Consider the following 25895-nt stretch of genomic DNA (forward strand, 5'->3'; position numbering starts at 1 on the left):
GAGCAGGGATGATCAAGGACCTGTCGGTCGTGGCGCGGTCGGTGCCGCTGGCCCGGCCGTGGGGCGCGGACGTGCCGTGCAACCACGTCCTGTTCGTCACGCTCACGCTGGACGACGGGCGGTCGGGCACCGGGATCTCCTGGACGCCGCAGATCGGGCTGCACGCGGTGAAGGCGCTGCTGGAGCACGATGTCCGCGACGCGGTGATCGGGCTCCCGGCGCATCCCGGCGTCGTCTGGGACAGGCTCTCGGCGCATCTCGCCGAGGCGGGACGGGCCGGGATCGTCCCGATCGCGATGGCGGGGGTCGATCTCGCGCTGTGGGACCTGGAATGCGGTGACCGCTCGCTGGTGGACGTCCTCGGGGCGCGGCGCGACGCCGTCCCGGTCTACGGCAGCGGGATCAACCTGCACTACCCGCTGGACGAGCTGACCGCCCAGGCCGGGCGCTGGGCCGCCGCCGGGTACCCGGCCGTCAAGGTCAAGGTGGGGCGGCCCTCGCTCGCCGAGGACGTCGCGCGGGTCGCGGCCGTCCGCGAGGTCGTCGGCCCCGGCACCGCGCTGATGATCGACGCCAACCAGCGCTGGGACCTGCACCGGGCCCGGACCGCGCTGCGGGCGCTGGAGCGGTTCGACGTCTTCTGGATCGAGGAGCCGCTGCCCGCCGACGACCTCGCCGCGCACGTCGAGCTGCGCCGCGGCATCGGCACGCCGGTCGCGGTCGGGGAGAATGTCGCTACCACCTACGGCTTCCGCGACCTGCTGACCGCCGGTGCGTGCGACGTCGTCCAGCCGAACGTGGTGCGGGTCGGGGGGATCACCCCGTTCCTGCGCATCGCCGAGCTCGCCCGCGTCTTCGGCGTTCCGGTGTACCCGCACCTGCTCACCGAGCTGTCGGGCCAGCTCGCCCTCGCCCTGCAGCATCCCGCGATGGTGGAGGTACCGGAGGACGCGACGCTCACCGACCTCGGGCTGCTCGCGGGCCCGCCCCCAGTGGAGATCGCCGGCGCGGAGCTGCGGGCGACGGGCGCGCCGACCCGGTGGGCCGCGCCGTGAGGCCCGTGCGGGTCGTCGTCGCCGGGGTCAACGGCTACGGGCGCAACCACCTGGAGAACGTCCGGCGGCTGGCGGCGGCCGGGCGGGCCGAGCTGGCCGGGGTGTGCGACATCGCGCCGCCGTCCGGGCTGGACGTGCCGAGCGGGCCGGATCTTCCCGCGCTGATCCGGGAAACCGGGGCGGAGGCGGCGGTGATCGCCACCCCGATCCACACCCACGCGCCGCTGGCCGCGGCCGCGCTGCGGGCCGGGGCGCACGTGCTGCTGGAGAAGCCGCCCGCGCCGTCGGTCGCGGAGTTCCGCGCGATCTCCGCCGCGGTGGCCGAGACCGGGCTCGGCTGCCAGGTCGGCTTCCAGGCGCTCGGCTCGCACGCGATCCCGGCCGCGCGGGAGCTGCTGGGCGAGCCGCTCCGCGCCATCGGGGTCGCGGGGGCGTGGACCCGGCCGTTCTCGTACTTCACCCGCTCGCCGTGGGCGGGCCGGCGGCGGCTCGACGGGGTCGACGTCATGGACGGCGCCCTCACCAACCCGTTCGCCCACGCCGTCGCCTCCGCCCTGGCGGTGGCCGGAGCGGACACCGTCGATTCCGTCGGCGGCATCGAGCTGGAGCTGTTCCGGGCCAACGAGATCGAGTCCGACGACACCTCCAGCGCCCGGCTGCGCCTCGCGGACGGGACGGACATCGCGATCACCGTCTCGCTCTGCTCCGCCCGGCGCACCGAGCCCTACCTGCACCTCCACGGCGAGACCCGGTCGGCCCGGCTCTTCTACACCCTGGACGAGATCGAGGCCGACGGTGTCCGGACCGGTTTCGGCCGGACCGACCTGCTCGGCAACCTCCTCGCGCACATCCGGGACGGCACGCCGCTCCTGGTGCCGCTCGCGCGCACCGGCGGCTTCACCCGGCTGCTCGACGCCATCCGGCTCGCCCCGCCACCGCGTCCGGTCGAGAAGCGGTTCGTCCGGACGGAACCGTCCCGGCTGGTGCTGCCCGGCATCGAGGGCCTGGCCGTCCGCGCGGCGCGGGACCTCGCGACCCTCTCCGAGCTGGGCTTCCCCGGCAGCCTCGGCGCGGTCCGGGAACCGTGGCCGGAGACGGCGCTGCGGGTGGGCGCGCGGGAGGTCGCCTCCTACGTCCAGCGCGGGGACCTGCAGGCCACCGATGCCCCGCGACCCCACCTGCACCCCGTCCGGACCCTCGGCGGGACCGTCGTCACCGAAACCCAGCCGGATGACCACGTCCATCACTTCGGTGCGGGTGTCGCGGTCGCCGACGTGGACGGGGCGAACTTCTGGGGCGGCTCCACCTACGTCCGCGACGAGGGCCCGAAGATACTTCCCAATCACGGGCGGCAGCGGCGCCGCACGCTCCGGCCGATCCCGGGCGGCTACGCCGACGCCCTCGACTGGGTCGGCCCGGACGGCACCGTCCTGGCCGCCGAGGAACGGACGCTGACCGCGCGTCCCGCCGGAGACGCGTGGGCGCTGGACTTCGCGTTCACGCTGACCGGCCGGACCGGGAAGCCCCTCGTCCTGCAGAGCTCGGCGTGCAAGGGCCGCGCCGGCGCGGGCTACGGCGGGTTCTTCTGGCGCGCGCCCAAGGACTCCGCCGGGCTGGCCGTCTTCACCGGCGAGGCGGCCGGGGAGGAGGCCGTGCACGGCAGCGTCACGCCCTGGCTGGCACTGGTCTCGGACGCGTGGAGCCTGGTGTTCGTGCAGACCGCCGGGCTCGACCCCTGGTTCGTGCGCGTCGCCCAGTATCCCGGCGTCGGCCCCGCCCTGGCCTGGGAGAAGCCGCTGACCGTCGCGGAGGGCCTGACCCGGGCGCTCACCGTCGTCGTCGCCGACGGACGGCTCACCCCGGGGCAGGCCCGCGAAGCGGTCAGCGCCCACGCCCCGTCACCGGGCGCGCCTCGATCGCCTCGATGACGCTAGGGCTCCTCCCGGTACGGGTGCTCAGCTCAGGCGCGCCTCGATCGCCTCGATGACGCGGGGACGCAGTTCGGCGGCGCGGACGACGGCGTCGACGGAACCGACCTGGACCGCGCGGTGGATGTCGTGGACGCGGTCGAACTCCGCGGCCACCTCGCCGAGCTTCTCCGCGCGGACCACCGTGCGGAGCTCCTCAAGCTCGGCGGCCAGCACGGCCCGCTCGGGACCCCCGGCGACGGCGACGCGGGCCTCCAGGTCCCGCACCCGCCGGTCGGCGGCGGTGCGGGCGTTGACGTCGCCGGAGAACACCACCGCGGCGGCGGGCGCGCCGCCGAGCACCGACGCGAACGACCCCTCCACCGCCAGCACGGTCATGTTCGGGTTCAGCGCCTTGGAGAACACCACGAACGCGCCGCCGTGGTAGCGCGAGATCACGCAGAACACAATGGGCCCGCGGAAGTTCACGATCGCGCGGCCGATCTCGGCGCCGTACTCCAGCTGGAGCTTGCGCATCGACTCGGGCGAGCCGTCGAAGCCCGACAGGTTCGCCAGCACCACCAGCGGCCGGTTGCCGCTGGCCGCGTTGATCGCTCGCGCGGCCTTCTTCGACGACCGCGGGAACAGCGTGCCCGCGGTGTAGGCGTCCGGGCCGTCGGTCGGCGGGAAGCCGCGCCGCGGCACGGACCGCGACTCGATGCCGAGCAGGCACACCGGGATGCCGCCGAGGTGCACGTCCTGGACGGCCGCGGTCTCCGCGTCGGCCATCCCGGCCCAGCGCTCCAGGACCGGGTGGTCCTGGTCGGACAGCGCCCGCATCACGGTCCGGATGTCGAACGGCTTCTTGCGGTCCGGGTTGGCCTCGGCGGAGAAGATCTCGCCGACCGTGCCGAAGTCGCTGCCCGGCACGACGTGCGGGAAGTCGGAGATGTCGCGGTCGACCGGGTCGGTGGTGGTGGCCCGGCGCGGTGCGTCCTCGTCCGGCGCGACGTAGGTGTGGGCGTAGTGCGACATCAGCACGTCCCGCGCGGCGGCGAGGTTCGGCGCCCAGTACTGCGCCTGGCCGTTCGGGCCCATCACCCGGTCGTAGCCGCCGATGCCGAAGTTGTCCTCGGCGGACACGCCGCCGGAGAAGTCGAGGGACTGCTTGCCGGTGAGCACCATCGCCGAGTCCGGCGTCATCACGAGGACGCCCTTGGTGTGCATCAGCATCGTCGCCTCGGCGTTCCAGTACGGCTGCGCGCCGACGTTGATGCCCGCGACCACGACGTTGATCTCACCGCCGTCCTGGGTGAACTCCACGATCCGCTTGAGCGCGGCGGCGACCCAGTCCATGTTCTCCGTGCCGGACTCCATGGAGATCTTGGCGCCCGCGGACAGCGCGTACCACTCCAGCGGCACCCGCATCCGCTCCGCCAGGTCCAGCGCGGCGATCACGCGGCGGCACTCCGGCTCCGACAGCGCGCCGAGCGCCTTCGTCGGGTCGCCGAGCAGCACGACCCTGGTGACGCCGCGCGGGTGCAGCCGGGTCTTCGTGGTGACGACGCCCGCGACGATCGCCGCGGTGTTGCGCCCCTTCGGCCGGTCGACCGGGACCAGCGCGCCGCCGTCGTCCAGGTCGTGCTCGGTGAAGTCGCCGAGCAGCCGGGTCAGCTCGTACGGGTACACCGTGTTGCGGCTGCTCGCGCGCAGCACCTTCTGCCGGTAGCCGTCGAGCGGCTCGACCGGGTCGTCCGTCGGCTCGCCGACCCGCAGCCTGGTGCCGCCGGCGGCGTCGTAGGCGACCCGCACCGCGATCTTGCGGAGGTCGCCGGTCGCCGGGTCGCGCTGCCGCCCGATGAGCAGGATCTCCTCCAGCCCGGCGCCCGCGGTCGTCGGCACGACGCGCCTGGCCAGCGTCTCCAGCTCGGCGCGGGTGAGCCCGCTCGGCGGCCAGACGTAGATCACGATCCGGTTGGTGGGGAACCGGTTCTTCGACGACCGCCGCGACTGGGCCCGGCGGATCGAGTCGACGCAGGACGCGATCGTGTACTCGGCGGTCGGCAGCGTGAGCAGCCTGCCGTCGTTGTCGCGCAGCTCGGTCAGGTCGCGCACCTGCGAGAACGCGACGAGGCGGTCGTCGGACGGGTTCTCCCGCGCCACCGCCCGGTAGAGGTGGACCTCCTCGTCCGACGACGGCAGCCGGGTCAGGTCGAACCTGCTCAGCCGCTCCATCTTCATCCGCTGCGCGATGTACGGGTGCAGGCCGCGGATCAGCCGCTCCTCGGCCATCCCCGCGGCGGACGGGCGGAACGTGAAGTGGTGGTGCATCACCGCGCCGCTGCTGCCCGCGACGGTGGCGGTGACGCGGCGGACGCTCTCCGGCAGCGGGTGCGCGCTGATGACGTCGTGCAGCGCCGCCGCCATCGCGTCGTAGCCCTCCGGCTGGTTCTCCCAGGAGAGGTAGATGTCGGCGTCGAGGGCGTCCACGCCGCCCGCCAGCTCCGCGAGCCCGCGCAGCGCGCCGCCGAGCGCGCCGAAGCCGACCGCGGCGGAGACGAGGTGCTTGCCGTCGCGTTCGGCGACCACGAACGTGCAGCCCGCGGCCTCGGTCGTGCGGACGCCCGTGAGGCCCTTGTTGCCGTAGTACCGCCGCGTCAGCACCTCCAGCATGACCGAGTTGTCCCGGTCGTGGCGGTCGAGGCGCTGGCCGAGCAGCCGCACCAGCGGCTCGGTGCTGCGCACCATCTCGGCGATGCGCTCGGCGCGGTCCGGTGAGTCGGGGTGCGCGTCCAGGTGCCGCAGGTGCCGGCGGACGTCGGCGTAGACGCGGGCGCGGTTGCGGCGAAGCAGCGGCTGCGCGAACCACGCGAACACCACGCCGGCCGCAAGGTCGTACACCACCGGGAAGCGGACCTGCGTCGCGGCGACCAGCCGCTCCAGCGCGAGGCCGGCGGGCTCGCGCAGCGCCTCCTCCGGCGGCGGCTCCTGCAGCCAGGTGCGCAGCAGCGACGCGATGACCGCCGCGTCGGCCGCCGCGCGCTGCTGCGCGAGGAAGATGCGGAACACCGCGGCCTCGAGCTCGGGGGAGCGTTCGAGGTCGGTGACGCCGTAGTGCCCGAGCGCCGTGGCGAGCTCGGCCTGGAACGCCTCCGGCAGCCCGGCCCGCTCGACGTCCAGGCTCTGCAGGTAGCTGTGGAAGTGCTCCCGCGCGCTGTGGACGTGGCCCTCCCCGTCGGCGGCCGCGTCGCGGCCCGCGGGGCGGTTGCGGCTCAGCTCGGCGAGGTCGGCGAACACGTCGATGAGCCGGAGCTCCTCGGCCAGCGGCTGGTGGCCCTCCGCTACGGCGGCGCGGCGCGCGGCCATGTACTCGTCCAGCACCCGGCCTTCGTCGTGCGGGTCGACGTCGTAGCCCAGCAGCAGGCTGCGGAGGTCCTCCTGGGCGCGGGTGAGCCGCACCCTGGCCGGGACCTCCGCGGGCGCGGCGGGCAGGTCCAGCTCGACGGCCCCGGCGGACGAGACGTCCTCGGCCTCGGCGTCGTCGTCGGCGAGCGGCTCCAGCCGCAGCAGCGGCGCGCCGGTCTCCACCTGGCTGCCCACGGACACGGCGCACTCCTTCAGCCGCGCCTTGAACGGCGCCCGCAGCACCGTCTCCATCTTCATGCTCTCCAGCACCAGGATCGGCGCGCCCGCCTCGACCTCGGCGCCCGCCTTCAGCGGCGTGTCCACGACCAGCGCGGGCGCGGGGGAGCGGATCACGCCGCCCTCGTCGCGGCTGACGCGGTGCGTCACGCCGTCGACCTCGACCAGGTGGACCGGGCCGTGCGTGCCGGTGAGCAGGCGGTGCCGGGTGCCGTTGACGATGATCTGCCCGGTGTGCCGGTCGAAGCGCTCCAGCTCGACGTCGGCGGTGCGGACCGCGCCGTCGCCGCCGCTCCCGGTCTCGACGCCGACGCGGAACCGGTCGGCGCCGATCCGCGCGACCCGCACCCGGTAGGCGGCGCCGCGGAGCTTGAGGTCGAGGGGGCGCCCGCTCTCGTGCTGGACCTGGGGGCGTCCGCCGAACGCCGTCGACAGCAGCCGCTGCCGCTCGGCGCGCTCCTCCTCCTCGTACGCCTCGATGGCGGCGGCGGCCAGCGCGACGGCGGAGTGCCGGTGCGTGACGAGCCCGCCCTCGTCGCGGACGCGGTCGATCCAGCCGGTGTCGGCGCTGGCGTCGATCACCTCGGGCCGGTCGAGCAGGTCGAGCACGAAGCTCTTGTTCGTCGCGCCGCCCTCGATGATCACGGTGGTCTGCGCCATCGCCCGGCGCAGCCTGCCGAGCGCCTCGGCGCGGTCGCCGCCGTAGGCGATGATCTTCGCGATCATCGAGTCGAAGTCGGCGGGGATGGTGTCGCCCTCGCTGACGCCGGTGTCGACCCGGATGCCCGGCCCGGCGGGCAGGTCCAGCCGCGCGATGCGGCCCGGGGACGGCGCGAAGTCGCGGTCGGGGTCCTCGGCGTTCAGCCGGGCCTCGATCGCGTGCCCCCGCTCCGCCGGCGGGTCGCCCTCCAGCCGGCCGCCCGCCGCCACGTGCAGTTGCGCCTTGACGAGGTCGAACCCGGTGGTCGCCTCCGTGATCGGGTGCTCGACCTGGAGGCGGGTGTTGACCTCCAGGAACGCGAACAGCCGGTCACCGGGGTGGTAGAGGAACTCGACGGTCGCCGCGCCGCGGTAGCCGACCGCGAGGGCGAGCCGCTCCGCCGACGCCTTCAGCTCCGCCGCCTGCGCCGCGTCGAGCACCGGCGACGCCGACTCCTCGATGACCTTCTGGTTGCGCCGCTGCACCGAGCAGTCGCGGACGCCGAGCGCCCACGCCGTGCCCTGCCCGTCGGCGATCACCTGGACCTCGACGTGCCTGGCGTCGGTGACGAGGCGCTCCAGGAAGACGACGCCGCTGCCGAACGCCCGCGCGGCCTCCTGGCTGGTGCGCTCGTAGGCGTCTGTGAGCTCGTCCGCGTTCGCGACCACGCGGATGCCGCGCCCGCCGCCGCCCGCGGTCGCCTTGAGCATCAGCGGGTAGCCGATCTTCTCCGCCGCGGCGAGGGCGGCGTCGAGCGTCTCGACCGGACCGCGGCTCCACGGCGCGACCGGCACCCCGACCTCCTCGGCGATCAGCTTCGCGCCGATCTTGTCGCCGAGCTTGCGCATCGCGTCCGGGCTCGGGCCCACGAAGGTGACGCCGAGCCTCTCGCAGAGCTCGGCGAACGCCGGGTCCTCCGCGACGAAGCCCCAGCCCACCCACACGGCGTTGGCCCCGGTCTCCACCAGCGCGCGCTCCAGCACCCGCATGTCGAGGTAGGGACGCGCGGACGCCGGACCGAGATCGTAGGCCAGGTCCGCCTCGCGGACGAACGTGGCGGTGCGGTCGACGTCGGTGTGCAGGGCGACGGTCTCGATCCGCGTCCCGGTCTCCGCGGTGATGTCCCGCACGGCGTGGATGAGCCGCATGGCGGCCTCACCACGGTTGACGATGGCGACACGACTGAACACCCGACCGAGCCCTTCTCCAGACCGACGCTGCGCGCACCGCGGCATGACCGTCGCGGCAGGTATCACTTTTCCGTCCACCCGGCCGCGGCGCCATGCCGGACACGACTCATGCTGCGCCGCTCGAATTGTGGAGAACCTTCAAAAGCAGCGCCGCGGGCGGTCACGCGACGTCGCGGCGCGCGAGCACTCCGGTGACGACGACGAGGACCGCGAGGTAGCAGAGCGCCACGGTGACCGCCGCGCCGCCGCCGAGGTTGTCGACCACGCCGGGGGAGCCGCCCTCCGACACCGGGTTCCCTCCGACCGCCGAGGCGATCGACCCCGCGGCCGTCCCGGGCAGGACGTCCGTGACCGGCCCCAGCCAGTCGAGCAGGGACGACACGGCGCGCAGCAGGTTCTCCACCGCGAGCGTCCACACCAGCCCCAGCGCCACGGCGAGCGCGGGATTGCGGGTGAGCGTGCCGACGGCCAGACCGGCGGCCGTCCACAGGGCCAGGATCAGGACACCGCCGCCCAGCCCGCGCGCCACGTCCCCTGCGGCCGGCAGAGCGATGCCCTGGCCCTCGACAGAGGCGAGCGACGCGGCGATGCCGAGGTCTATGGCGAACGTCCCGAGCACGACGGCGACGACGACGCCGCCGAGAGCGGCGAGGGTGCCGCCGAGCACGGCGGAACGTCCCGGGCCCTGGGTGAACGCGGTCTTCCACGTCCCCCACCCGTAGCCGCTGCCCGCGGTCAACGCGCCCAAAGCGAACAGGATCGCCCCACCGAACATGGGCATCCCCTGCACCACCGCTACGGGAACGCTCTCCGGCATGACGTCGGCGAGCAACTGCCTGGGGTCGGCCCCCTCGTTGGCGAACCCGCCGCCATTTCTGTACGAGAGATACGGGAACACGTAACCGAAGGTGATGTTCAGCAGCAGCCACACGCCGCCCAGCGTCCACAGGGCAGGCCATCGCCGCAGCCGCAGGACCTCCGCACGCGTACTCGCGGTCAGCGCGGTCATCGTGCCACCTCCTCGTCCGCGGTCTGTGTCGTCATAGGCGCAGCCGAAGGCAGGGTGCTCATCGGGCCGCCTCCTCGTCCGCGGTCATCTCGAAGAAGACCTCTTCCAGCGAGCGCTCGACCGGGCGCATCTCGTGGACGTCGACGTCGGCCGCCACCAGCGCCCGCGTCACCTCGGCCGCCCGGCCGGGGTCGACGCGCAGCAGCAGCGCCCCGTCGTTGACGGTCACGTCGTCCCCGGCGAGCCGCCTGCTCACGTCCAGCGCCGTGCTCAAGGGATCAGCCCGCACCCGCAGGCCGCCGGAACCCCGCAGCTCCCCGACCGTGGCCTCCACGACGAGCCGCCCGCGGTTGATCACCCCGACCCGGTCGCACGTCTCCTGGACCTCGCTCAGCATGTGGCTGGACAGCAGCACCGTGTGCCCCGCGGCGGCAAGCTCGGTCAGCAGCCGCCGCATGTCCCCGACGCCCGCGGGATCGAGCCCGTTGGTGGGCTCGTCGAGGACCAGCAGCCCGGGATCACCGAGCAGCGCCGCGGCGACCCCGAGCCGCTGCTTCATCCCGAGGGAGTACGCCTTGAACGCGTCGGACGCCCGCTCGGCGAGCCCGACCCGCGCCAGCACCCGCCCGACGTCGCCGTCGCCGATACCGCGATAGCGCGCCAGCACGCGCAGGTTGTCGCGCCCGCTGAGATACGGGTAGAACCCCGGCCCCTCGACCAACGCACCGACCTGCCGGTTCACCCCCGCGCCACCCGCCGGCCGCCCCAGCACGGTCGCCGACCCGCCGCTCGGCCGGATCAGCCCGAGAATCATGCGGAGCGTCGTCGTCTTCCCGGCCCCGTTCGGCCCCAGGAAGCCGTAGACCTCCCCCTTGCGCACGGTCAGACTCACCGAATCAACAGCGACCTGCTCCCCGTACCTCTTGGTCAACCCCTCAGTACGCACGGCCACCGCACCCTGGCCATCCACAATCCCACTCATGCACCGATCGTGACCGGTGGTGGCCGCCGGGGTCGTCCCCCTGGCGACGACTCCGCCACTACGCCCCCCGGCGTACACGCCGGCATCCGGGTGGCCGCGCGGCCCTCCGTCGAGAACCGAATTGGTTTTTAGACGTCGCGTGACGCCACTTATGACGTTTCCAGAAAGTCGTTCAAGGGCGAAGTGCACACTCGTTGAAGATCCTTTCTGTCAAAAGATCAAGAGAGTGATATCAGGGCGACTGTCGGAAATTAGGTGGAACGTCCGGATCGCTGGAAACCTTTTCTCGATGGGAAACGGGAAACCCCGCCCGAAGGCTCAGGCGATGCCCTCTCCTTCGTCATGATTTGGCGAGATACTGCCGCCGTGACCGATGCATGGAGGTGTCCGAAGCTCATGCCAGGCGTCCATGAGCGCGACGAAAGCCACGGGCAATGTGAGCAGAAGTCGCCACACGCCCTCGCTGTAAAGCTCGACCAGCGAAGGCACGGCCGCCCACAACTGGAACATGGCGAAGATCCACACCCACCGGGGGGAACCTCGCACGACACCGGGCCTGACATCCCCCGCACTCCCCGTCCGACGGGTCATATGCGCCCTCCCTCGGCCGATGCGAGCCGGCGCCGGAACGTCCCGGCACTCGCCTTTCCTTCGGTCGGTGTCCAACGTGCCGGACGCGCCGAATTCGCAGGTAGGCGTTTCGCCGCGCCCTTTGGTGTCGGCAACGGGAAACCGGGGTCGCCATGACGGGACGGGTGACAACCTTCGGTGCAGAGCTCCGGCGAATGCGGATGGAGGCCGGACTGTCACTGGCACAACTCGGGGAACTCCTGCACTACAGCAAGGGGCATCTGAGCAAGATTGAGAACGGGAGCAAATCACCCTCGCCCGAACTGGCTCGCCAGAGCGACGCCGCGCTCGGGGCGCAGGGGGCGCTCGTCTCACTCGTCGCCGGACGGCCGTCCGACACCGAGCCGCCGGAAACGGCATCGGACGAAGACGAGGTGTGGCTGATGAGCATGTCCCCCGACGGGGTCAACTGGTTCCATCCCGTGAACCGGCGGGAGGCGCTGACGCTGACGACGTCCTCGCTGATCGGCTTCGGCCTGAGCAGCCAGGGCATGGCGGCGACCGCCCGGCAGCCGGCTGCCGTGGAGGTCTTCCGGACCATGTTCGAGCAGGCCCGGAACCTGGGCCAGACGGCGAGCCCCGGGGTGGTGCTGCCCGCGGCCATCGCCCAGACACACGTGCTGCGAGGGCTGGCGCTGCAGGCACCGGCCGGGATCAGGGAAGAGTTCCTCATGCTGGGCGCCCGGTTCGCCGAGTACGCGGGCTGGATGGCGCAGGAGTCGGGGAACTCCCGCGCCGCCCTGTGGTGGACGGCGAAGGCCGTCGACATGGCCGCCGCCGGGAACGACCACGACCTGGCCGTCTACGCCCTGGTGCGGCGGGCGCTGGTCACCCTGTACCGCGAGGACGCCGCGCAGACCATCGAGCTGGCCCGCCAGGCCCAGGTCCGCAAGGACACCCCGCCGCGCATCCGCGGCCTGGCCGCCCAGCGGGAGGCGCAGGGCCACGCGCTGGCCGGTGACTACGACGCCTGCATGCGCAGCCTCGACCGGGCGCGCGAGCTTCTCGGCCACGGCTCCGGGCGGCCGGAGCCGTCGGTCCTCGGCACGATGAACCTCACCGACCCGGTCTCGATGGTCACCGGCTGGTGCCTCTACGAGCTGGGCCGCCCGAAGGAGGCCGGCGAGATCCTCGACGCCGAGGTCGCCCGGATCCACCCGGACGCGCTGCGCTCCCGGGCGCGCTACGGGGTTCGGCAGGCCCTGGCCCACGCGTCCGCCGGCCAGGTCGAGCACGCCTGCGCGCTGACCGAGCGGCTCCTGGCCATCACCGACGTGGTCGCGTCCGCCACGATCACTGCCGACCTGCGCCGGCTGGCCCGCGTCCTGTCGCGCTGGCACACCAATCCGTCGGTGCGCGACCTGTACCCGGCGCTCACCGCGTCCCTCCGCTCGCCGGAGGTCTGACCCGCGGGACCGACACCTCATCCGAGACCGCCGCGATCCGCCCACCTGCGGAGCACACGGAAACAACGAAGGAGAACCATATGCCCAGCATCTTCGTCAACTACCGCTCGGGGGACACCGACAGCGTCGCCGCGCTGGTGGAACGCGAGCTGTCCAGCCGCTTCGGCCCGCGGGTGTTCTTCCGCGCGAGCAAGTCGATCCCGCCCGGTGACGACTGGATGCACGCGCTGCTGAGGGCCGTCCGGCAGAGCGACGTCCTGCTCGCGTTCATCGGACCGCACTGGCTGGAGACCGACGCGGCCGGCCGGCGCAAGATCGACCGGGCGGGCGACTGGACCCGGCAAGAGATCATGGAGGCGTTCCGCTACGACGTCCGGGTGATACCGGTCCTCGTCGGCGCCGTGCAGCCGCTGCGCGCCGAGGACCTGCCGGACGACCTCGCCCGGCTCGCCATGTGCCAGTACATCCGGCTGGACCGCCGGACCCAGGACTCCGATCTCGACCTTCTCGCCGAGCAGCTCGCGAAGCTCGTCCCGGGGCTGGAGGAGTGGCCGGGCGACGGTTCGAAGGGCGGGCGGGGGACGGGCCCGTCCCAGCCCGGCTCCGGTGGCTCCCGCAATACGGCTGGGCGCGACTTCATAGCCAACATCGTGGCCGACAACTTCCACGGTGACGTGAACTACGGCCCAGGAGAAGCGGCCGGCCGGGGGCATGGGCCGCGCGGCGGCGGCTCCGGTGACGAGGACGAGCGATGAGCGAGCCCCAGCGCCCGGCGTGGTGGCGGCCGCCCTCGCCCGCCGCCCGCAACGCCGCCCCCGGCAGCGGCGCCCGGAACACCGCGGGCCGCGACTTCAGGGCCGGCATCGTGGCCGAGAACATCTACGGGGACGTCAGGTACGAGGTCAGGCAGGACGCCTCGCCCGCGGAGAAGTTCGCGGTGGCGAAGAACTACATCGCGGGCGGGCGCATGCGCTCCGCCGAGGAACTGATCCGCGAGGCCGTGGCGAACGGGTTCGTCTCCGCCGACGACCCGTCGTCCCTCGCGAACGAGGTCGCCTACTACTGGACGCTCACCGTGCTCGGCGACCGGTCCTTCGATCTGCTGGACAAGGAGCAGTTCGACCAGATCAGGCAGGCCCGGGACCTCGCGCGGCGGGGGCCGGGCGACCAGTGGAACGACGCCCACCGAGTCCTCACCGAACTCATCGACTGCCTGGAGACGCAGGAGGAGAGGGGGACCCTGGCCCCGGAGCGCCTCGACGCCTTCTTCGCCGAGTTCCAGCGGCTGAACCCGGTTCACCGGGAGGAGATCCGGCGCCATCTCGACATGATCCTGAGCGGCGTCTTCCAGGACAGGCTCGCCGCGCACGACGCCGAGACCGTCCGCACGGAACGGATAGGCGACGACCGGGAGGGCCGGGTCTGGAAATTCTTCGAACCCGTTCCGGCCGAGCCGCTGCGCGTGCCCGTCCACTGGCCGGCGCTCGAACTGGCCCAGTGGACGATGGCGATCTGGGGCGCGGTCATGGCTGTCGCCGGGCTGGTCCTGGCGGCCGTGCTGGTGGCCTCGGTGAGCTGGAGGACCGCGGTCGTCTCGGGCGTCCTCCTCCTCGTCTTCGGCACCCTCACCGCGTACGTCGCCCCGGGGCTGCTGCCGATCCGCTACGCGCCGACCCCGACGCGCGACCCGCGCGGGTCCCGCCGGCGGAGCCAGAGCCCGGAGCGCCGGCGGTTCGCCGACCACGTCCACGGCTCGGTGCAGCGCCAGTACGCGAAGCGCGCGCCGAGTTCGCCGTTGCAGCGGCCGCTGTGGACGGCCGCCACGCGGCGCACCAGGACAACGCTCGCCAACGAGATCATCGAGGTCTACGGCGACAAGGGGATCGCGCCCACGCGGATCGACTGGCTGATCGCCTGGCACGCCGAGGAGGACGAGCGCGCGTGGGCCGCCGGGAAGGTCAGGGACCCTAAGCGCCTCCTGCGGATCGCGGGCCTGGCCGCCGGCGTCATCGGGGTCGTCGCCGCGTGGTACCTGGCCATGCCTCAAATGCAGTGGGCCCATCCGGTGATCGCCAACATCGCGATGGGGTGGCTGCTGGTGGGCGTCGTCCTGCTCGCGGTCGGGCGGGCCGACGTCCATCTCGTCCGCCACTACACGCACCGCGCCTGGCGGACGGCGTACGAGAAGCGGTTCGTCCGGGAGGGGCAGGCGTACCGGAGGCGCCTGATGCTGCTGTCGAACCGGCCCGCCGACGACGAGATGGCCCGCTGGCTGGACTTCGACAAGATCTACCTGAAGACGCTGGCGATGAACCAGTACGGCCTGAGCAGCCGGGACGTCATCGCGCACGCGTTCCTGACCGAGGCCGCCCCTAACTGCCGGCGTGCGAGGGTCAGCAACGGCCCGTCCCGCTTCTCCGCGTATGCCGTGTGGGTCTTCCTCCTCACCGGTTCCGGCGTCCGCCAAGTGCGGGTGCACCTGGACTTCCCGACCGGGATCGTGAAGGACCAGCAGCGCATGGCCTTCCGCTACGACTCGCTGGCCTCCGCCCGCACCACCGAGTACGGAATCCGGTTCGACGACGGCCGCCGGGAGCGCCTTCTGCCCGGCGCCCAAGGGAACGGGCACCGGCGTGAAGTGAGGGCCCCCGACAAGTCCGCGCTCGTCTTCTTCCAGGTGTTCCGGCTGTCGCTCGTCGACGGCAAGTACATCGAGATCACGGTGGAGAACCTGGAGGAGTGGCTGCTGCGGCGGGCGGGCGAGATGCGGAACGGGACGCCGGCCGAGATGCCCGACACCTCCGACCTCACCGGCGCGCTCAGCATCCTGGAGGCGGTCGCCGCGGACGGCGGCGAGTGGATCATGCGCGCCCGGGCCCGTCGGCGGCGCAACGCCGCACCCGGCTCCGACGCCCTCTGGCCCCCCGTCCCCCCGCCGCGCCCGCGCCCGGAGCCGCCCGGCGACCCACTGGCCGGCCCGTACCCGGCCCGGCACTCTCCCCCGTCCGATGACGGCCGGCGGCCCGACGGCGCCAACGGCGAGCACGGTGTGCGCTGACCCGGAAGGAAACCGATCATGACCTGTCGCTGGTGCGGCAACGACAACGTGCTGGGCCGCCGGATGTGCCCGCACTGCGGAGAGGACACCAGGAGGCTCGAAGAGGCGTTCGCGCCGGAAGCCCCTCCCGAAGAGCCGGCGGAACCGCCGTTCGACGGCCTGCGCTCCACCGCGGCGATGGTGGGCAAGAGCCTGGCGGTGTCGGCCGTCGCCGTGCTCATGCTGGTCGGCGGCGCGAAGACCGCCCATTCCCAGTGGCCGGAGACGATGTGGCCGCGGTCGCTGCCGACCTACGAGCCCACCGGGCCGGAACAGGCCGGCGGCTCGCCCGCCCCGAGCACCGACGCGGCGAGCTGTGCACGCAGCGGCGAGCCCGTGACCGACGCGACCGGCACCACCTTCGACCGGTGGTACTGCGCGATCGAGCGCCCTGGGGACCTCTACGAGGGACCGGACGCGTCCACGCCGGTCAGCGGATACCTGCGCGAGCAGGAGAGCTGGTTCGCCTGCCAGACCGAGGGGACGGCCGAGCCAGAGGGCGGAGGCACCACCTGGCTCTACACCCAGGGGGACGACCAGTACACCGGCGAGGGCTGGGGCTATTTCCCCGCCGGGTGGGTCGACTCCGCCTGGAACACCGAACCGGTGCCCGTTCTCCCCTCCTGCACACCCTGACCCAGGCATCACCTGACCGCCCTGATGCGAGCACCGGGGACAACGGGCTCAGGGGTGGTGGCGCAGGCGGTACCACTGGGGGGCGGTCCTGTTCATGGGCCAGCCCAGGCCGGCGGTTTCCGCAGGCTGGACGTCAAGTAGGGCCCAGTCGGGGAAGGCGGCTTCTACCTCTGCCTGGGAGACGCCGCCGATGCGCGAGCGCAGGCGGGTAGGACCGAACGCAAGCATCAGAAGGGTCGCTCCGGGGTTGGCCAGAGCGGTGGCGCCGCGCCCCTCGGCCCGTTGGCCCTCCGCATCGAACCCCTGGAAACAGCCGATGTCCAAGAAGAAGTCGAACGATCCCAGGTCGGAGGACAGATCGGTCACGTCTCCGACGACGTAGGCGACTCCTTCGCCGCCCTTGCGACTGGCCGCCTCGATCGCGGCGGGCACGTAGTCGACACCCACCGCGTCCCACCCCCTGCGCGCGAGTTCCGGGGTGAACTGGCCACGGCCGCAACCGAGGTCGAGAGCCCGGCCAAGGGGGCGGGAACGCTCGGCCTCTTCACGGTCCAGAAGCGAGGCGATGCTCTCCGCGGCCGCCTTCCCATAGCGCTCCCACGGCGCAACCCCGAACCGGTACATACGGGCGTAGTTCGTCATCCACTTGATCATCGCATGGGCGGTGCGAGGCCCGTGGCCGGGGCGGCATGGAGGCCGGTGGTTCCTCTCTGGGATTCAGTGGTGCGGGGGTGTAGGGCGGTGGCGGGTTGGCGAGCGCGTCTCCGGGCGGGGTGGGGACGCGCTCGCCGGGGTGCCGGTCAGGAGGGGGCGGGCAGGAGCGGGATGTCCAGGCGGGTGCGGAGGTCGTCGAGGGACAGGTCGAACGACTCCAGGACGCGGACGCCGTCGGGGGTGATCTCGAAGACGGCCTGGTCGGTGTAGACGCGGCTGACGCAGCCGACGCCCGTTAGGGGGTACGTGCAGGCGGGCACGAGCTTCGGGCTGCCGTCCCTCGCGAAGAGCGTCATCATCACGTAGACCTGCTTGGCGCCGATCGCCAGGTCCATCGCGCCGCCGACGGCGGGGATCGAGCCGGGCGCGCCGGTGTCCCAGTTGGCGAGGTCGCCGCCCGCCGAGACCTGGAAGGCGCCCATGACGCACACGTCGAGGTGGCCGCCGCGCATCATGGCGAAGGAGTCCGCGTGGTGGAAGTACGCGGCTCCGGGCATTTCGGTGACGGGCACCTTGCCGGCGTTGGTGAGGTCGGGGTCGACCTCGTCGCCGGTGGCGGCGGGGCCCATGCCCAGCATGCCGTTCTCGGTGTGCAGGACGACGCCGAGCTCGGCCGGGAGGTGGTCGGCGACCTTGGTGGGCTGGCCGATGCCGAGGTTGACGAAGCTGCCCGGTGCGATGTCCTGCGCGACGCGGGCCGCGAGCTGGTCACGGTCGAGTGGCATCAGCGGGCTCCCTGCACGGTGTAGTGGCGTGGTTCGACCTTGACGACGCGGTCGACGTAGATGCCGGGGGTGACGACGGCCTCCGGGTCGAGCTGCCCGGCGTCCACGACCGAGGAGACCTGGACGACGGTCGTCGCGGCGGCCGTGGCCATCACCGGGCCGAAGTTCCGGGCCGTCTTGCGGTACACGAGGTTGCCCATCGTGTCGGCGGTGTGCGCGGTGATCAGGGCGACGTCCCCCCGGATGGGGTATTCGAGGACGTAGTCGCGCCCGTCGATCGTGCGGGTCTCCTTGCCCTCGGCGAGCGGCGTGCCGACGCCCGTCGGGCAGTAGAACGCTCCAATGCCCGCTCCGGCCGCCCGCATCCGCTCGGCGAGGTTGCCCTGCGGGACGACGTCGAGCTCGATCTCCCCCCGGCGGTAGAGGTCGTCGAAGACGTAGGAGTCGACCTGCCGGGGGAAGGAGCACACGACCTTGCGGACCTGGCCGGCCTTCAGCAGGGCGGCCAGGCCCACCTCACCGTTGCCGGCGTTGTTGGAGACGATGGTGAGGTCGCCCGCGCCGTGCCGGATCAGGGCGTCGATCAGGTCGAACGGCATGCCGGCGAAGCCGAAGCCGCCGACCAGGACGGTGTCGCCGTCCTTGACGACGCGCACCGCCTCGTCCGGTGACGCGAGTATCTGGGCCTTGCTCACGCTGCTCCTCCAGAGAAGGGGTTCTCCGCCGCGGTGGGCTTCGTGAACGGCAGCACGAGCCGCGACCGGTGGGCGGCGTCACGGTAGATCCTATGGCGAACCGGACGGCCTATCGGCAGGTGGAAGGCGTCTTGGGGGGCAGGGCGCGGTGCGCGAGGGTGGGAGAGGGGCCGGTGGGTCGCTTGTGCCACCCTGCGGGGGTATGCCGGTATCCAGCGGCTGGAGCACGGCCCGTGCGAGTCGGCCGACCATAACGGACAGGGAGGCGCGTCCATGACCGGCCATAGCCACGACCGCCAGCAGGGGACGGTCGATTCCCCGCCCGCGGCGGCCCCTGAGCACGTCCACGATGCAGGTGGGCACGGGGGGCATGAGGGCCACGGTGACCATGTGGGGCAGTTCCGGCGGTTGTTCTGGGTGATGCTCGTCCTGGCCGTGCCGGTGGTGGGTTTTTCCAGCGCCTTCGCCTCGATCGTGGGTTACGGGCTGCCGGACGCGGACTGGGTGATGTGGGTCTCCCCGCTCCTGGGCACGGTGATGTACGTCTGGGGCGGCCGCCCGTTCCTGACCGGCGCCGTCGACGAGGTGCGCTCCCGCAAGCCCGGGATGATGCTGCTCATCTCGCTGGCCATCACCGTCGCCTTCGTCGCGTCGTGGGGCGCCCGGCTGGGCCTCCTCGCCGAGCACCTGGACTTCTGGTGGGAGCTGGCGCTGCTGATCGTGATCATGCTGCTCGGGCACTGGCTCGAGATGCGGTCGCTCGCGCGGGCCGGCTCCGCCCTGGACTCGCTGGCAGCGCTGCTGCCCGACGAGGCCGAACGCTTCGAGGGCGAGGAGCTCGTCACCGTCCATCCCAGTGTCCTGCGGGTCGGCGACGTGGTGCTGGTGCGGCCGGGCGGAAGCATCCCGGCGGACGGGCTGATCGTCAGCGGTGAGGCCGGGATGGACGAGTCGATGGTCACCGGCGAGTCCCGCACCGTCCGCCGCGGCCCGGGGGAGCGGGTCGTGGCCGGGACGGTCGCGACCGACTCGGGGCTGCGCGTCGAGGTCACCGCCACCGGTGAGGACACCGCGCTGGCCGGCATCCAGCGCCTGGTGGCGGAGGCGCAGAACTCGACCTCGCGGGCGCAGCGGCTGGCCGACACGGCCGCCGGGTGGCTGTTCTGGTTCGCGCTCGGCACGGCCGTGCTCACCGTCGTGGTCTGGGGGCTGCTGGGCTACGCCGACGACGCGGTCACCCGCACCGTCACCGTCCTGGTCATCGCCTGCCCGCACGCCCTCGGCCTGGCCATCCCGCTGGTGGTGTCCATCGCCACCGAGCGCGCCGCGCGCGGCGGCGTCCTGGTCAAGGACCGGCTGGCCCTGGAGAGCATGCGCACCGTGGACGCCGTGCTGTTCGACAAGACCGGCACCCTGACCAGGGGCGAGCCCGTCGTCATCGCCGTCGAACCGGCGGACGGGCTCACCGAGGAAGAGGTTTTGGCGACGGCCGCCGCCGCCGAGACCCCCAGCGAGCACCCGCTCGCCAAGGCGATCGTCCGCGCCGCCGGTGAGCGGCACCTCGACGTGCCGCAGGCGGACGACTTCAGCTCGTCCCCGGCCCTGGGCGTGACCGCCGCCGTCGCCGGCCGGCGGGTCCGGGTCGGCGGCCCCTACCTGCTGACCGAGGAGGGCGCCGAAGAGCTGGAGGTGGCCGAGCGGTGGCGGGCCGAGGGGGCGATCATCCTGCACGTCCTGCGGGACGGCCGGGTGATCGGTGCGCTGAAGCTGGCCGACGAGATCCGTCCCGAGTCCCGGGAGGCCGTCGACGCGCTGCACCGGCGGGGCATCGAGGTGATCATGATCACGGGTGACGCGCGGGCGGTCGCCGAGGCGGTCGGCGCCGAGCTGGGCATCGACCGCGTCTTCGCCGGCGTCCGTCCCGAGGACAAGTCCGCGACCGTCAAGGCGCTGCAGGACGAGGGCAAGCACGTGGCCATGGTCGGCGACGGCGTCAACGACGCGCCCGCCCTCGCCCAGGCCGATGTCGGCATCGCCATCGGCGCGGGCACCGACGTCGCGATCGCCTCCGCCGGGGTCATCCTGGCCAGCGACGATCCGCGCTCGGTCCTGTCGGTCATCGACCTGTCCCGGGCCGGCTACCGCAAGATGAAGCAGAACCTCTGGTGGGCCGCGGGCTACAACCTGATCTCCGTTCCGCTGGCCGCGGGCGTCCTGGCCTTCGCCGGATTCGTGCTCCCGATGTCGGTCGGCGCGATCCTGATGTCGCTGTCCACGATCGTGGTGGCGCTGAACGCCCAGCTCCTCCGAAACCTGGATCTGCGCCCCCAGACCATCACATAAACACCTCGGCGTGAACATTCGACTGCCGTCGTGCTGGCAAGCTGGGAGGGGATGGAATCGACACAACGCGAAGGTGGGCGCGAGCGGCCGATCACCGGGAGTGACGCACGGGCCGCCGAGCTGGCCGCGGAGCGCGACCGGCTCGCCGCCGAACTGGTGGCCGAGCGGGAGCGTACGGCGCTGCTCGCCGACGCGTCCGACGAACTGCTGGCATCGCTCAACCTGGAGCGGTGCATGGACGTGACCGCGCGGCTGGCCGCCCGGCACCTGGCCGAGGCGGCCGTGGTGGTCGTCCCGCGCTCCGGGCGCGGCCACCCCGTCGCCGTCTGCGGACCCGGCGGCCGGGTCGAGCACCGGGTCCTGCTGATCGATCCGGCCGAGGTCGAGGGCCTGGCCGAGGCGATGCGGGGCTTCCCGCCGGTGCCGCAGCGCTGGATCGATTCGCGCGACGCGCCCGACTGGATGACCGGCATCACGCCCGAGCCGCCCGCCGCGATGCTGGTGATCGCGCTTCCCGGGCACGGGGTGCCGGCCGGGGCGCTGGTGCTGCTGCGCCGGTCCGGCCCCGAGGCGTTCTCCGCGGGGGAGGAGCTGACCATCCGCCTGTTCGCGGGGCGGGCGGGCGCGGCGCTGTCGGCGGCCCGCCTGTACGCCGAGCAGGCGGCCATCACCGCGACGCTCATGCGCGAGCTGCTGCCGCCCGGCACCCACGAGCTGGACGGGGTGGAGATGGCGGCGCGCTACCGGCCGTCCGGGGACGACGACCTCGTCGGAGGCGACTTCTACGACGTGTACCCCGCGGACAGGGCGGATCCGGAGGCCGAGTCGCTGGTGGTACTGGGGGACGTGTGCGGCAAGGGCCTGGAGGCCGCCGTGCTGACCGGCAAGATCCGCAACACCTTCCGGGCGCTGCTGCCGATGGCGGACGACCACCGGCGCGTCCTGGAACTGCTCAACGGGACGCTGCTGTACGGCGAATCGACCAGGTTCGTGACGCTGGTCCTGGTCTCGGCCCGCAGGCAGGGCGCGCAGGTCCGGTTGCGGATGACCAGCGCGGGCCACGCCGCCCCGCTGATCATCCGGGTGGACGGGACGGTCGAGACCGCCGCGACCCGCGGCTCCCTGATCGGCGTGCTGGAGGAGATCGAGACGACGACCGCGGAGGAGACCCTCGACCCCGGGGACGCCTGCCTGCTGTACACCGACGGCATCACCGAGGCCGTCGGCGGGCCGCTGGGCGGCGAGGAGTTCGGCGAGGAGCGGCTGCGCGCCGAGCTGGCCCGGTGCGGCGGCATGCCGCCCGAGGCGCTGGTGGAGCGGGTGCACATGCTCGCCGCCGAATGGGTGGGGCTCGGCGGCCACGACGACATGGCGGTGATCGCGATCACCGCGCCCGGGCGCAGCCGGCCCGGTGCCGCCGGGGGACGGGAAAGGATCACCGCATGACAGCCGCGAAGACGCGCGCCGGCACCCTGCCGGACGACCTCTGGGAGGCCGTCAGCACCGGCGACGAGTACACGGCCACCGACATCGTGATGGCGGCGCTGGACGACGGCATGGAGCCCGAAGAGGTCCTGCTGGACGTCATCGCCCCGCTCCAGGCGCGCGTTGGGCGCGAATGGGCGGCGAACCGGATCAGCGTCGCCCAGGAGCACACCGCCACCGCCGTCAACGAGCGCGTGCTCGGTGCGGTCGCCCACCATCCGGCCGTCCGGCGGCGGCAGCAGGAGCAGGCCCCGGAGCATCCCGGCCGCATCGCGGTGGCCTGCATCGACGGCGAGTGGCACGCGCTGCCGGCCCGGCTGGTGGCCGAGGTGCTGCGGCTGCGCGGCTGGCAGGTCGACTACCTCGGCGCGCAGGTGCCGACCCCGCACCTGATCTCCCACCTGCACCTCACCGGACCGGCCGTGGTGGCGCTGTCGTCGTCGATCGCGACCCGGCTGCCGGCCGCGCACGCGGCCATCACCGCCTGCCAGTCGACCGGCACCCCGGTCCTGGTCGGCGGCGCCGCCTTCGGGCACGACGGCCGCTACGCCGCCCTGCTCGGCGCGGACGCGTGGGCTCCCGACGCCCGCGCCGCGGCCGACCGGCTGGCGCGCGGCCCGCTGCCCAAGCCGCCGCCCGTGCACCGGGTCATCGACGACCTGCCGCACCTGGCCGACCGGACGTACGCCCACGTCACCCGGGCGGCGCCGCAGCTCATCCGGCACGTGATGGGCGAGCTGGACTCGCGGTACCCCGCGATGGCCGAGTACACCGACCAGCAGCGGAGCCGCACGGCCGAGGACGTCGCGCACATCGTCGAGTTCCTCGGGACCGCCCTGTACCTGGACGACCCCGACCTGCTCACCGAGTTCATCGGCTGGACCGCCGGCATCCTCACCGTCCGCGGCGTCCCGGCGGTGAGCCTCCTGCCCGCGCTGGACCTGCTCTCCGAGCAGCTCACCGAGCATCCGCGAGCGGCCCTCATGCTGGAACGCGCCCGCGACGCGGTGCGGGAACCGCCGCCGGGCAGCCTGCACGATCCCGCGCTGGACACCGCCTGACCGGCTCCGATCAGGGCGTCCGCTGCCGTTCCCGCCGGTCGCCGGACCGCGCCCCGGACGCCGCGCGGTCCTGCTCGGCCGCCCGGCCGATGCCCCGGCACATCCCGCCGAAGACCCGGTCGTGGAAGGGCTTGAAGGCCCACCAGTAGGCGTGGCCCGCGAGGCCCCGGGGGTGGAACAGCGCCCGTTGCACGACGAACGTCCGGGAGCCGTCCCGGCGGACCCCGAACTCCAGCCACGCCAGTCCCGGCAGCCGCATCTCGGCCCGCAGCCGCAGGAGCCGCCCCGGCTCGATCTCCTCGACGCGCCAGAAGTCCACGGTCTCCCCGACCCGCAGCCGGCGCGGGTCCCGGCGGCCGCGGCGCAGCCCGACCCCGCCCACCAGCCGGTCCAGGGCGCCCCGGACCCGCCAGGCGAGGGGGAACGAGTACCAGCCCTGCTCCCCGCCGACCCCCTCGATGACCTCCCACACCCGCTCCGGCGACGCGTTCGCGGGGCAGGTGCGCTCGTCGGTGTAGAGGCTGCCGCCCGCCCAGTCCGGATCGGTCGGCAGCGGGTCGCTGGGCGCCCCCGGCGTGCTGGCCGACGACCACCGGGTGGCGACGTCCGCCTCCCGGACGCGGCGCAGCGCCAGCGCCACGGACAGGTCGAAACCGATCGCCGCGTCGGGCGGCGGCACGTACTCGTCGATGTCGTGCTCCCGGCGGACGACCTCGTTGCGCAGCGACTCCACCAGCGGGCGCGCGAGAGCGCCGGGAACGGGCGTGATGGCCCCCACCCACAGGCTCGACAAGCGGGGGCTCAGCACCGGCACCGGGATGATGATCCGGCGCCTGAGCCCGGCGACGGCCGCGTAGCGCCGCATCATCTCGGCATAGGTGAGGACGTCGGGCCCGCCGATGTCGAACCCGCGGTTCACGTCCGGGGGCAGGTCGGCGGCTGCCACCAGGTAGTACAGGACGTCCCGGATGGCGATCGGCTGGATGTGCGTGCGCACCCACTGCGGCGTGACCATCACCGGCAGCCGCTCGGTCAGGTAGCGCAGCATCTCGAACGACGCCGACCCCGAGCCGATGATCACCGCGGCGCGCAGCCACGCCGTCGGGACCCCGCTGCCGAGCAGGATCTCGCCGACCTCGGCGCGGGACCGCAGATGCGGGGACAGCTCCTCCTCGGGGTCCATGCCGCCGAGGTAGACGAGCCGCCCGGCCCCCGCCTCCCCGGCCGCGTCCGCGAAGGTGCGCGCCGCCCGCCGGTCCGCCTCGGCGAAGCCGCCCGCGGCGCCGATCGCGTGGATCAGGTAGTAGGCGACGTCCACCCCGTCCAGGGCCCGCCGCGTCGCGGCGGGATCGGTGGCGTCGGCCTCGACGATCTCCACCCGCCCGGACCACGGATGGTCGCGCAGCCGCCGCGCCGAGCGTGCCATGCACCGCACCCGGCAGCCGGCGTCCAGCAACTCCGGGACCAGCCGCCCGCCGATGTAGCCGCTCGCGCCGGTCACCAGGCACAACCGCCCGCCCGCGCCCATCAGCCGACTCCGTCGATCATGACCATGCCGACCACCCCCCGATCGGACACCTCGTACCCGCCGTCCCCGCGCACAAGCCTGTGAACTGCGGGTGAGCAACGACGTTCCGGCTCGGCCCGGTCCGGGCGGCTCCTACCGCGCGGCTTGTACCGGACGGGGCCGTATCGGGCAGGTTCGCCCACTTGACCGCCCGGCGCGCCCGGGCGTGTGAAACTGAGGGCCATGAGCGATCACCCCGCCGGGGACGCCGGCGACAGCCCCCGGGACGAGCTGGCCGACCGGATCCAGTCGGACCGGCCGCACTCGGCCCGCGTCTGGGGATTCCTGCTGGGCGGCAAGGATCACTATCCGGCCGACCGCGCGGTCGGCGAGATGATCCAGCAGACGTTCCCCGACATCGCGCTGCTGGCGAGACTGCAGCGCTACTTCCTCGCCCGCGCCGTGCGCTTCCTCGCGGGCGAGGCCGGGATCCGGCAGTTCCTCGACATCGGGACGGGGCTGCCCACCGTCGACAACACCCACGAGGTGGCCCAGCGTGCGGCACCCGATTCACGCATCGTCTACGTGGACAACGACCCCCTCGTCCTGGTGCACGCCCAAGCCCTCCTGACCAGCACGCCAGAGGGAGCCTGCGATTACATCGACGCCGACGTGCGCGACCCGGACCTGATCCTGGAGAAGGCGTCCAAGACCCTGGACTTCTCCCAGCCGATCGGGCTCACGCTGCTCGGCATCATGGGCCAGCTCCCCGACTCCGACGATCCGTGGGGAATCGCGAAGCGCCTGCTGGACGCGCTTCCGACCGGCAGCTACCTGGCCCTCACCGACGGCACCGACACCAACCCGACGCTGAACCACGCCATCGAGACCTACAACGCCAACTCCGCCAGCTCGTACCACCTGCGGAGCCCCGACCAGATCGCCCGGTACTTCGAGGGTCTGGAACTCGTGGAGCCCGGCGTGGTCCCCACCTCAATGTGGCGCCCGGACCTCCCCGAAGTCGACGACACCCCCCAGAACGTCGACTCCGTATGCGGCGTCGGCAAGAAGCTCTGAGCTGAGAACCAGAAGGCGGCCTTACCCGGGGTGC

18 protein-coding genes are annotated in these 25895 nt (G+C 73.0%); 10 read left to right on the top strand and 8 right to left on the bottom strand.

Annotation, left to right across the window (positions count from 1 at the left end):
* Window positions 1-8 precede the first annotated feature (8 nt).
* Together IEZ03_RS18240 and IEZ03_RS18245 are read left to right on the top strand one after the other, a co-directional pair.
* Window positions 9-1055: a mandelate racemase/muconate lactonizing enzyme family protein gene (locus IEZ03_RS18240; protein WP_184881726.1), complete on the top strand. Its 1047-nt coding sequence runs from the start codon at window positions 9-11 to the stop codon at window positions 1053-1055.
* The gene (locus IEZ03_RS18245; protein WP_184881728.1) at window positions 1052-2983 is read left to right on the top strand and encodes a DUF6807 family protein; all 1932 of its coding nucleotides are present in this window, start codon (window positions 1052-1054) and stop codon (window positions 2981-2983) included. The genes IEZ03_RS18240 and IEZ03_RS18245 overlap by 4 nt, the downstream gene beginning before the upstream one ends.
* Before the next feature lie 27 nt (window positions 2984-3010).
* Here IEZ03_RS18245 and IEZ03_RS18250 read toward each other — a convergent pair whose 3' ends face one another.
* From IEZ03_RS18250 to IEZ03_RS18265, 4 genes are all read right to left on the bottom strand, one after another.
* The gene (locus IEZ03_RS18250; protein ID WP_184881730.1) at window positions 3011-8494 is read right to left on the bottom strand and encodes an ATP-binding protein; all 5484 of its coding nucleotides are present in this window, start codon (window positions 8492-8494) and stop codon (window positions 3011-3013) included.
* A 160-nt stretch (window positions 8495-8654) separates the two neighbouring features.
* Window positions 8655-9503, bottom strand: a complete 849-nt coding sequence (locus IEZ03_RS18255; RefSeq protein ID WP_184881732.1) for an ABC transporter permease — start codon at window positions 9501-9503, stop codon at window positions 8655-8657.
* Window positions 9504-9561: 58 nt separating this feature from the next.
* Entirely contained in the window at window positions 9562-10395 is an 834-nt protein-coding gene (locus IEZ03_RS18260) for an ATP-binding cassette domain-containing protein (RefSeq protein WP_229808377.1), read from the bottom strand.
* Between the two features lie 408 nt (window positions 10396-10803).
* Window positions 10804-11010, bottom strand: coding sequence for a hypothetical protein (locus IEZ03_RS18265; RefSeq protein WP_184881736.1), 207 nt, complete (start codon window positions 11008-11010; stop codon window positions 10804-10806).
* A 218-nt stretch (window positions 11011-11228) separates the two neighbouring features.
* On the opposite strand from IEZ03_RS18265, the gene IEZ03_RS18270 reads away from it, so the two are divergent.
* The 4 genes from IEZ03_RS18270 (at window position 11229) to IEZ03_RS18285 (ending at window position 16254) form a co-directional block, all read left to right on the top strand.
* Window positions 11229-12521 (top strand): helix-turn-helix domain-containing protein, encoded by a 1293-nt coding sequence (locus IEZ03_RS18270; protein WP_184881738.1) that lies wholly within the window; start codon window positions 11229-11231, stop codon window positions 12519-12521.
* Between the two features lie 80 nt (window positions 12522-12601).
* On the top strand, window positions 12602-13276 hold the full coding sequence (locus IEZ03_RS18275) for a toll/interleukin-1 receptor domain-containing protein (RefSeq protein WP_184881740.1): 675 nt from the start codon (window positions 12602-12604) through the stop codon (window positions 13274-13276).
* Window positions 13273-15579, top strand: coding sequence for a hypothetical protein (locus IEZ03_RS18280; RefSeq protein WP_184881742.1), 2307 nt, complete (start codon window positions 13273-13275; stop codon window positions 15577-15579). Before IEZ03_RS18275 ends, IEZ03_RS18280 begins: the two co-directional genes overlap by 4 nt.
* An 18-nt stretch (window positions 15580-15597) precedes the next feature.
* On the top strand, window positions 15598-16254 hold the full coding sequence (locus tag IEZ03_RS18285; RefSeq protein WP_184881743.1) for a hypothetical protein: 657 nt from the start codon (window positions 15598-15600) through the stop codon (window positions 16252-16254).
* Window positions 16255-16302: 48 nt separating this feature from the next.
* Here the strand turns inward: IEZ03_RS18285 and IEZ03_RS18290 are convergent, their stop codons facing one another.
* The 3 genes from IEZ03_RS18290 to IEZ03_RS18300 form a co-directional block, all read right to left on the bottom strand.
* Complete coding sequence (locus tag IEZ03_RS18290) at window positions 16303-16896, bottom strand: methyltransferase domain-containing protein (RefSeq protein ID WP_229808379.1); 594 nt, start codon at window positions 16894-16896, stop codon at window positions 16303-16305.
* 158 nt (window positions 16897-17054) lie between these two features.
* Window positions 17055-17693, bottom strand: a complete 639-nt coding sequence (locus IEZ03_RS18295) for a 3-oxoacid CoA-transferase subunit B (protein WP_184881745.1) — start codon at window positions 17691-17693, stop codon at window positions 17055-17057.
* Complete coding sequence (locus IEZ03_RS18300; RefSeq protein WP_184881747.1) at window positions 17693-18388, bottom strand: 3-oxoacid CoA-transferase subunit A; 696 nt, start codon at window positions 18386-18388, stop codon at window positions 17693-17695. Before IEZ03_RS18300 ends, IEZ03_RS18295 begins: the two co-directional genes overlap by 1 nt.
* Before the next feature lie 273 nt (window positions 18389-18661).
* On the opposite strand from IEZ03_RS18300, the gene IEZ03_RS18305 reads away from it, so the two are divergent.
* The 3 genes from IEZ03_RS18305 to IEZ03_RS18315 are packed head-to-tail and all read left to right on the top strand — an operon-like array spanning window position 18662 to window position 23277.
* On the top strand, window positions 18662-20731 hold the full coding sequence (locus IEZ03_RS18305) for a heavy metal translocating P-type ATPase (protein WP_184881749.1): 2070 nt from the start codon (window positions 18662-18664) through the stop codon (window positions 20729-20731).
* A gap of 51 nt (window positions 20732-20782) precedes the next feature.
* Window positions 20783-22177, top strand: coding sequence for a PP2C family protein-serine/threonine phosphatase (locus IEZ03_RS18310; protein WP_184881751.1), 1395 nt, complete (start codon window positions 20783-20785; stop codon window positions 22175-22177).
* Window positions 22174-23277, top strand: a complete 1104-nt coding sequence (locus tag IEZ03_RS18315) for a cobalamin B12-binding domain-containing protein (RefSeq protein WP_184881754.1) — start codon at window positions 22174-22176, stop codon at window positions 23275-23277. The genes IEZ03_RS18310 and IEZ03_RS18315 overlap by 4 nt, the downstream gene beginning before the upstream one ends.
* A gap of 10 nt (window positions 23278-23287) precedes the next feature.
* On the opposite strand, the gene IEZ03_RS18320 is transcribed toward IEZ03_RS18315, so the two are convergent.
* Window positions 23288-24805: an SDR family oxidoreductase gene (locus IEZ03_RS18320; RefSeq protein ID WP_184881756.1), complete on the bottom strand. Its 1518-nt coding sequence runs from the start codon at window positions 24803-24805 to the stop codon at window positions 23288-23290.
* 222 nt (window positions 24806-25027) lie between these two features.
* Here IEZ03_RS18320 and IEZ03_RS18325 point away from each other — a divergent pair, with 222 nt between their 5' ends.
* Window positions 25028-25861 (top strand): SAM-dependent methyltransferase, encoded by an 834-nt coding sequence (locus tag IEZ03_RS18325; protein WP_184881758.1) that lies wholly within the window; start codon window positions 25028-25030, stop codon window positions 25859-25861.
* The last annotated feature ends 34 nt before the right edge of the window (window positions 25862-25895 follow it).

This window comes from Actinomadura livida (assembly GCF_014648675.1).
Taxonomy (GTDB): domain Bacteria; phylum Actinomycetota; class Actinomycetes; order Streptosporangiales; family Streptosporangiaceae; genus Spirillospora; species Spirillospora livida.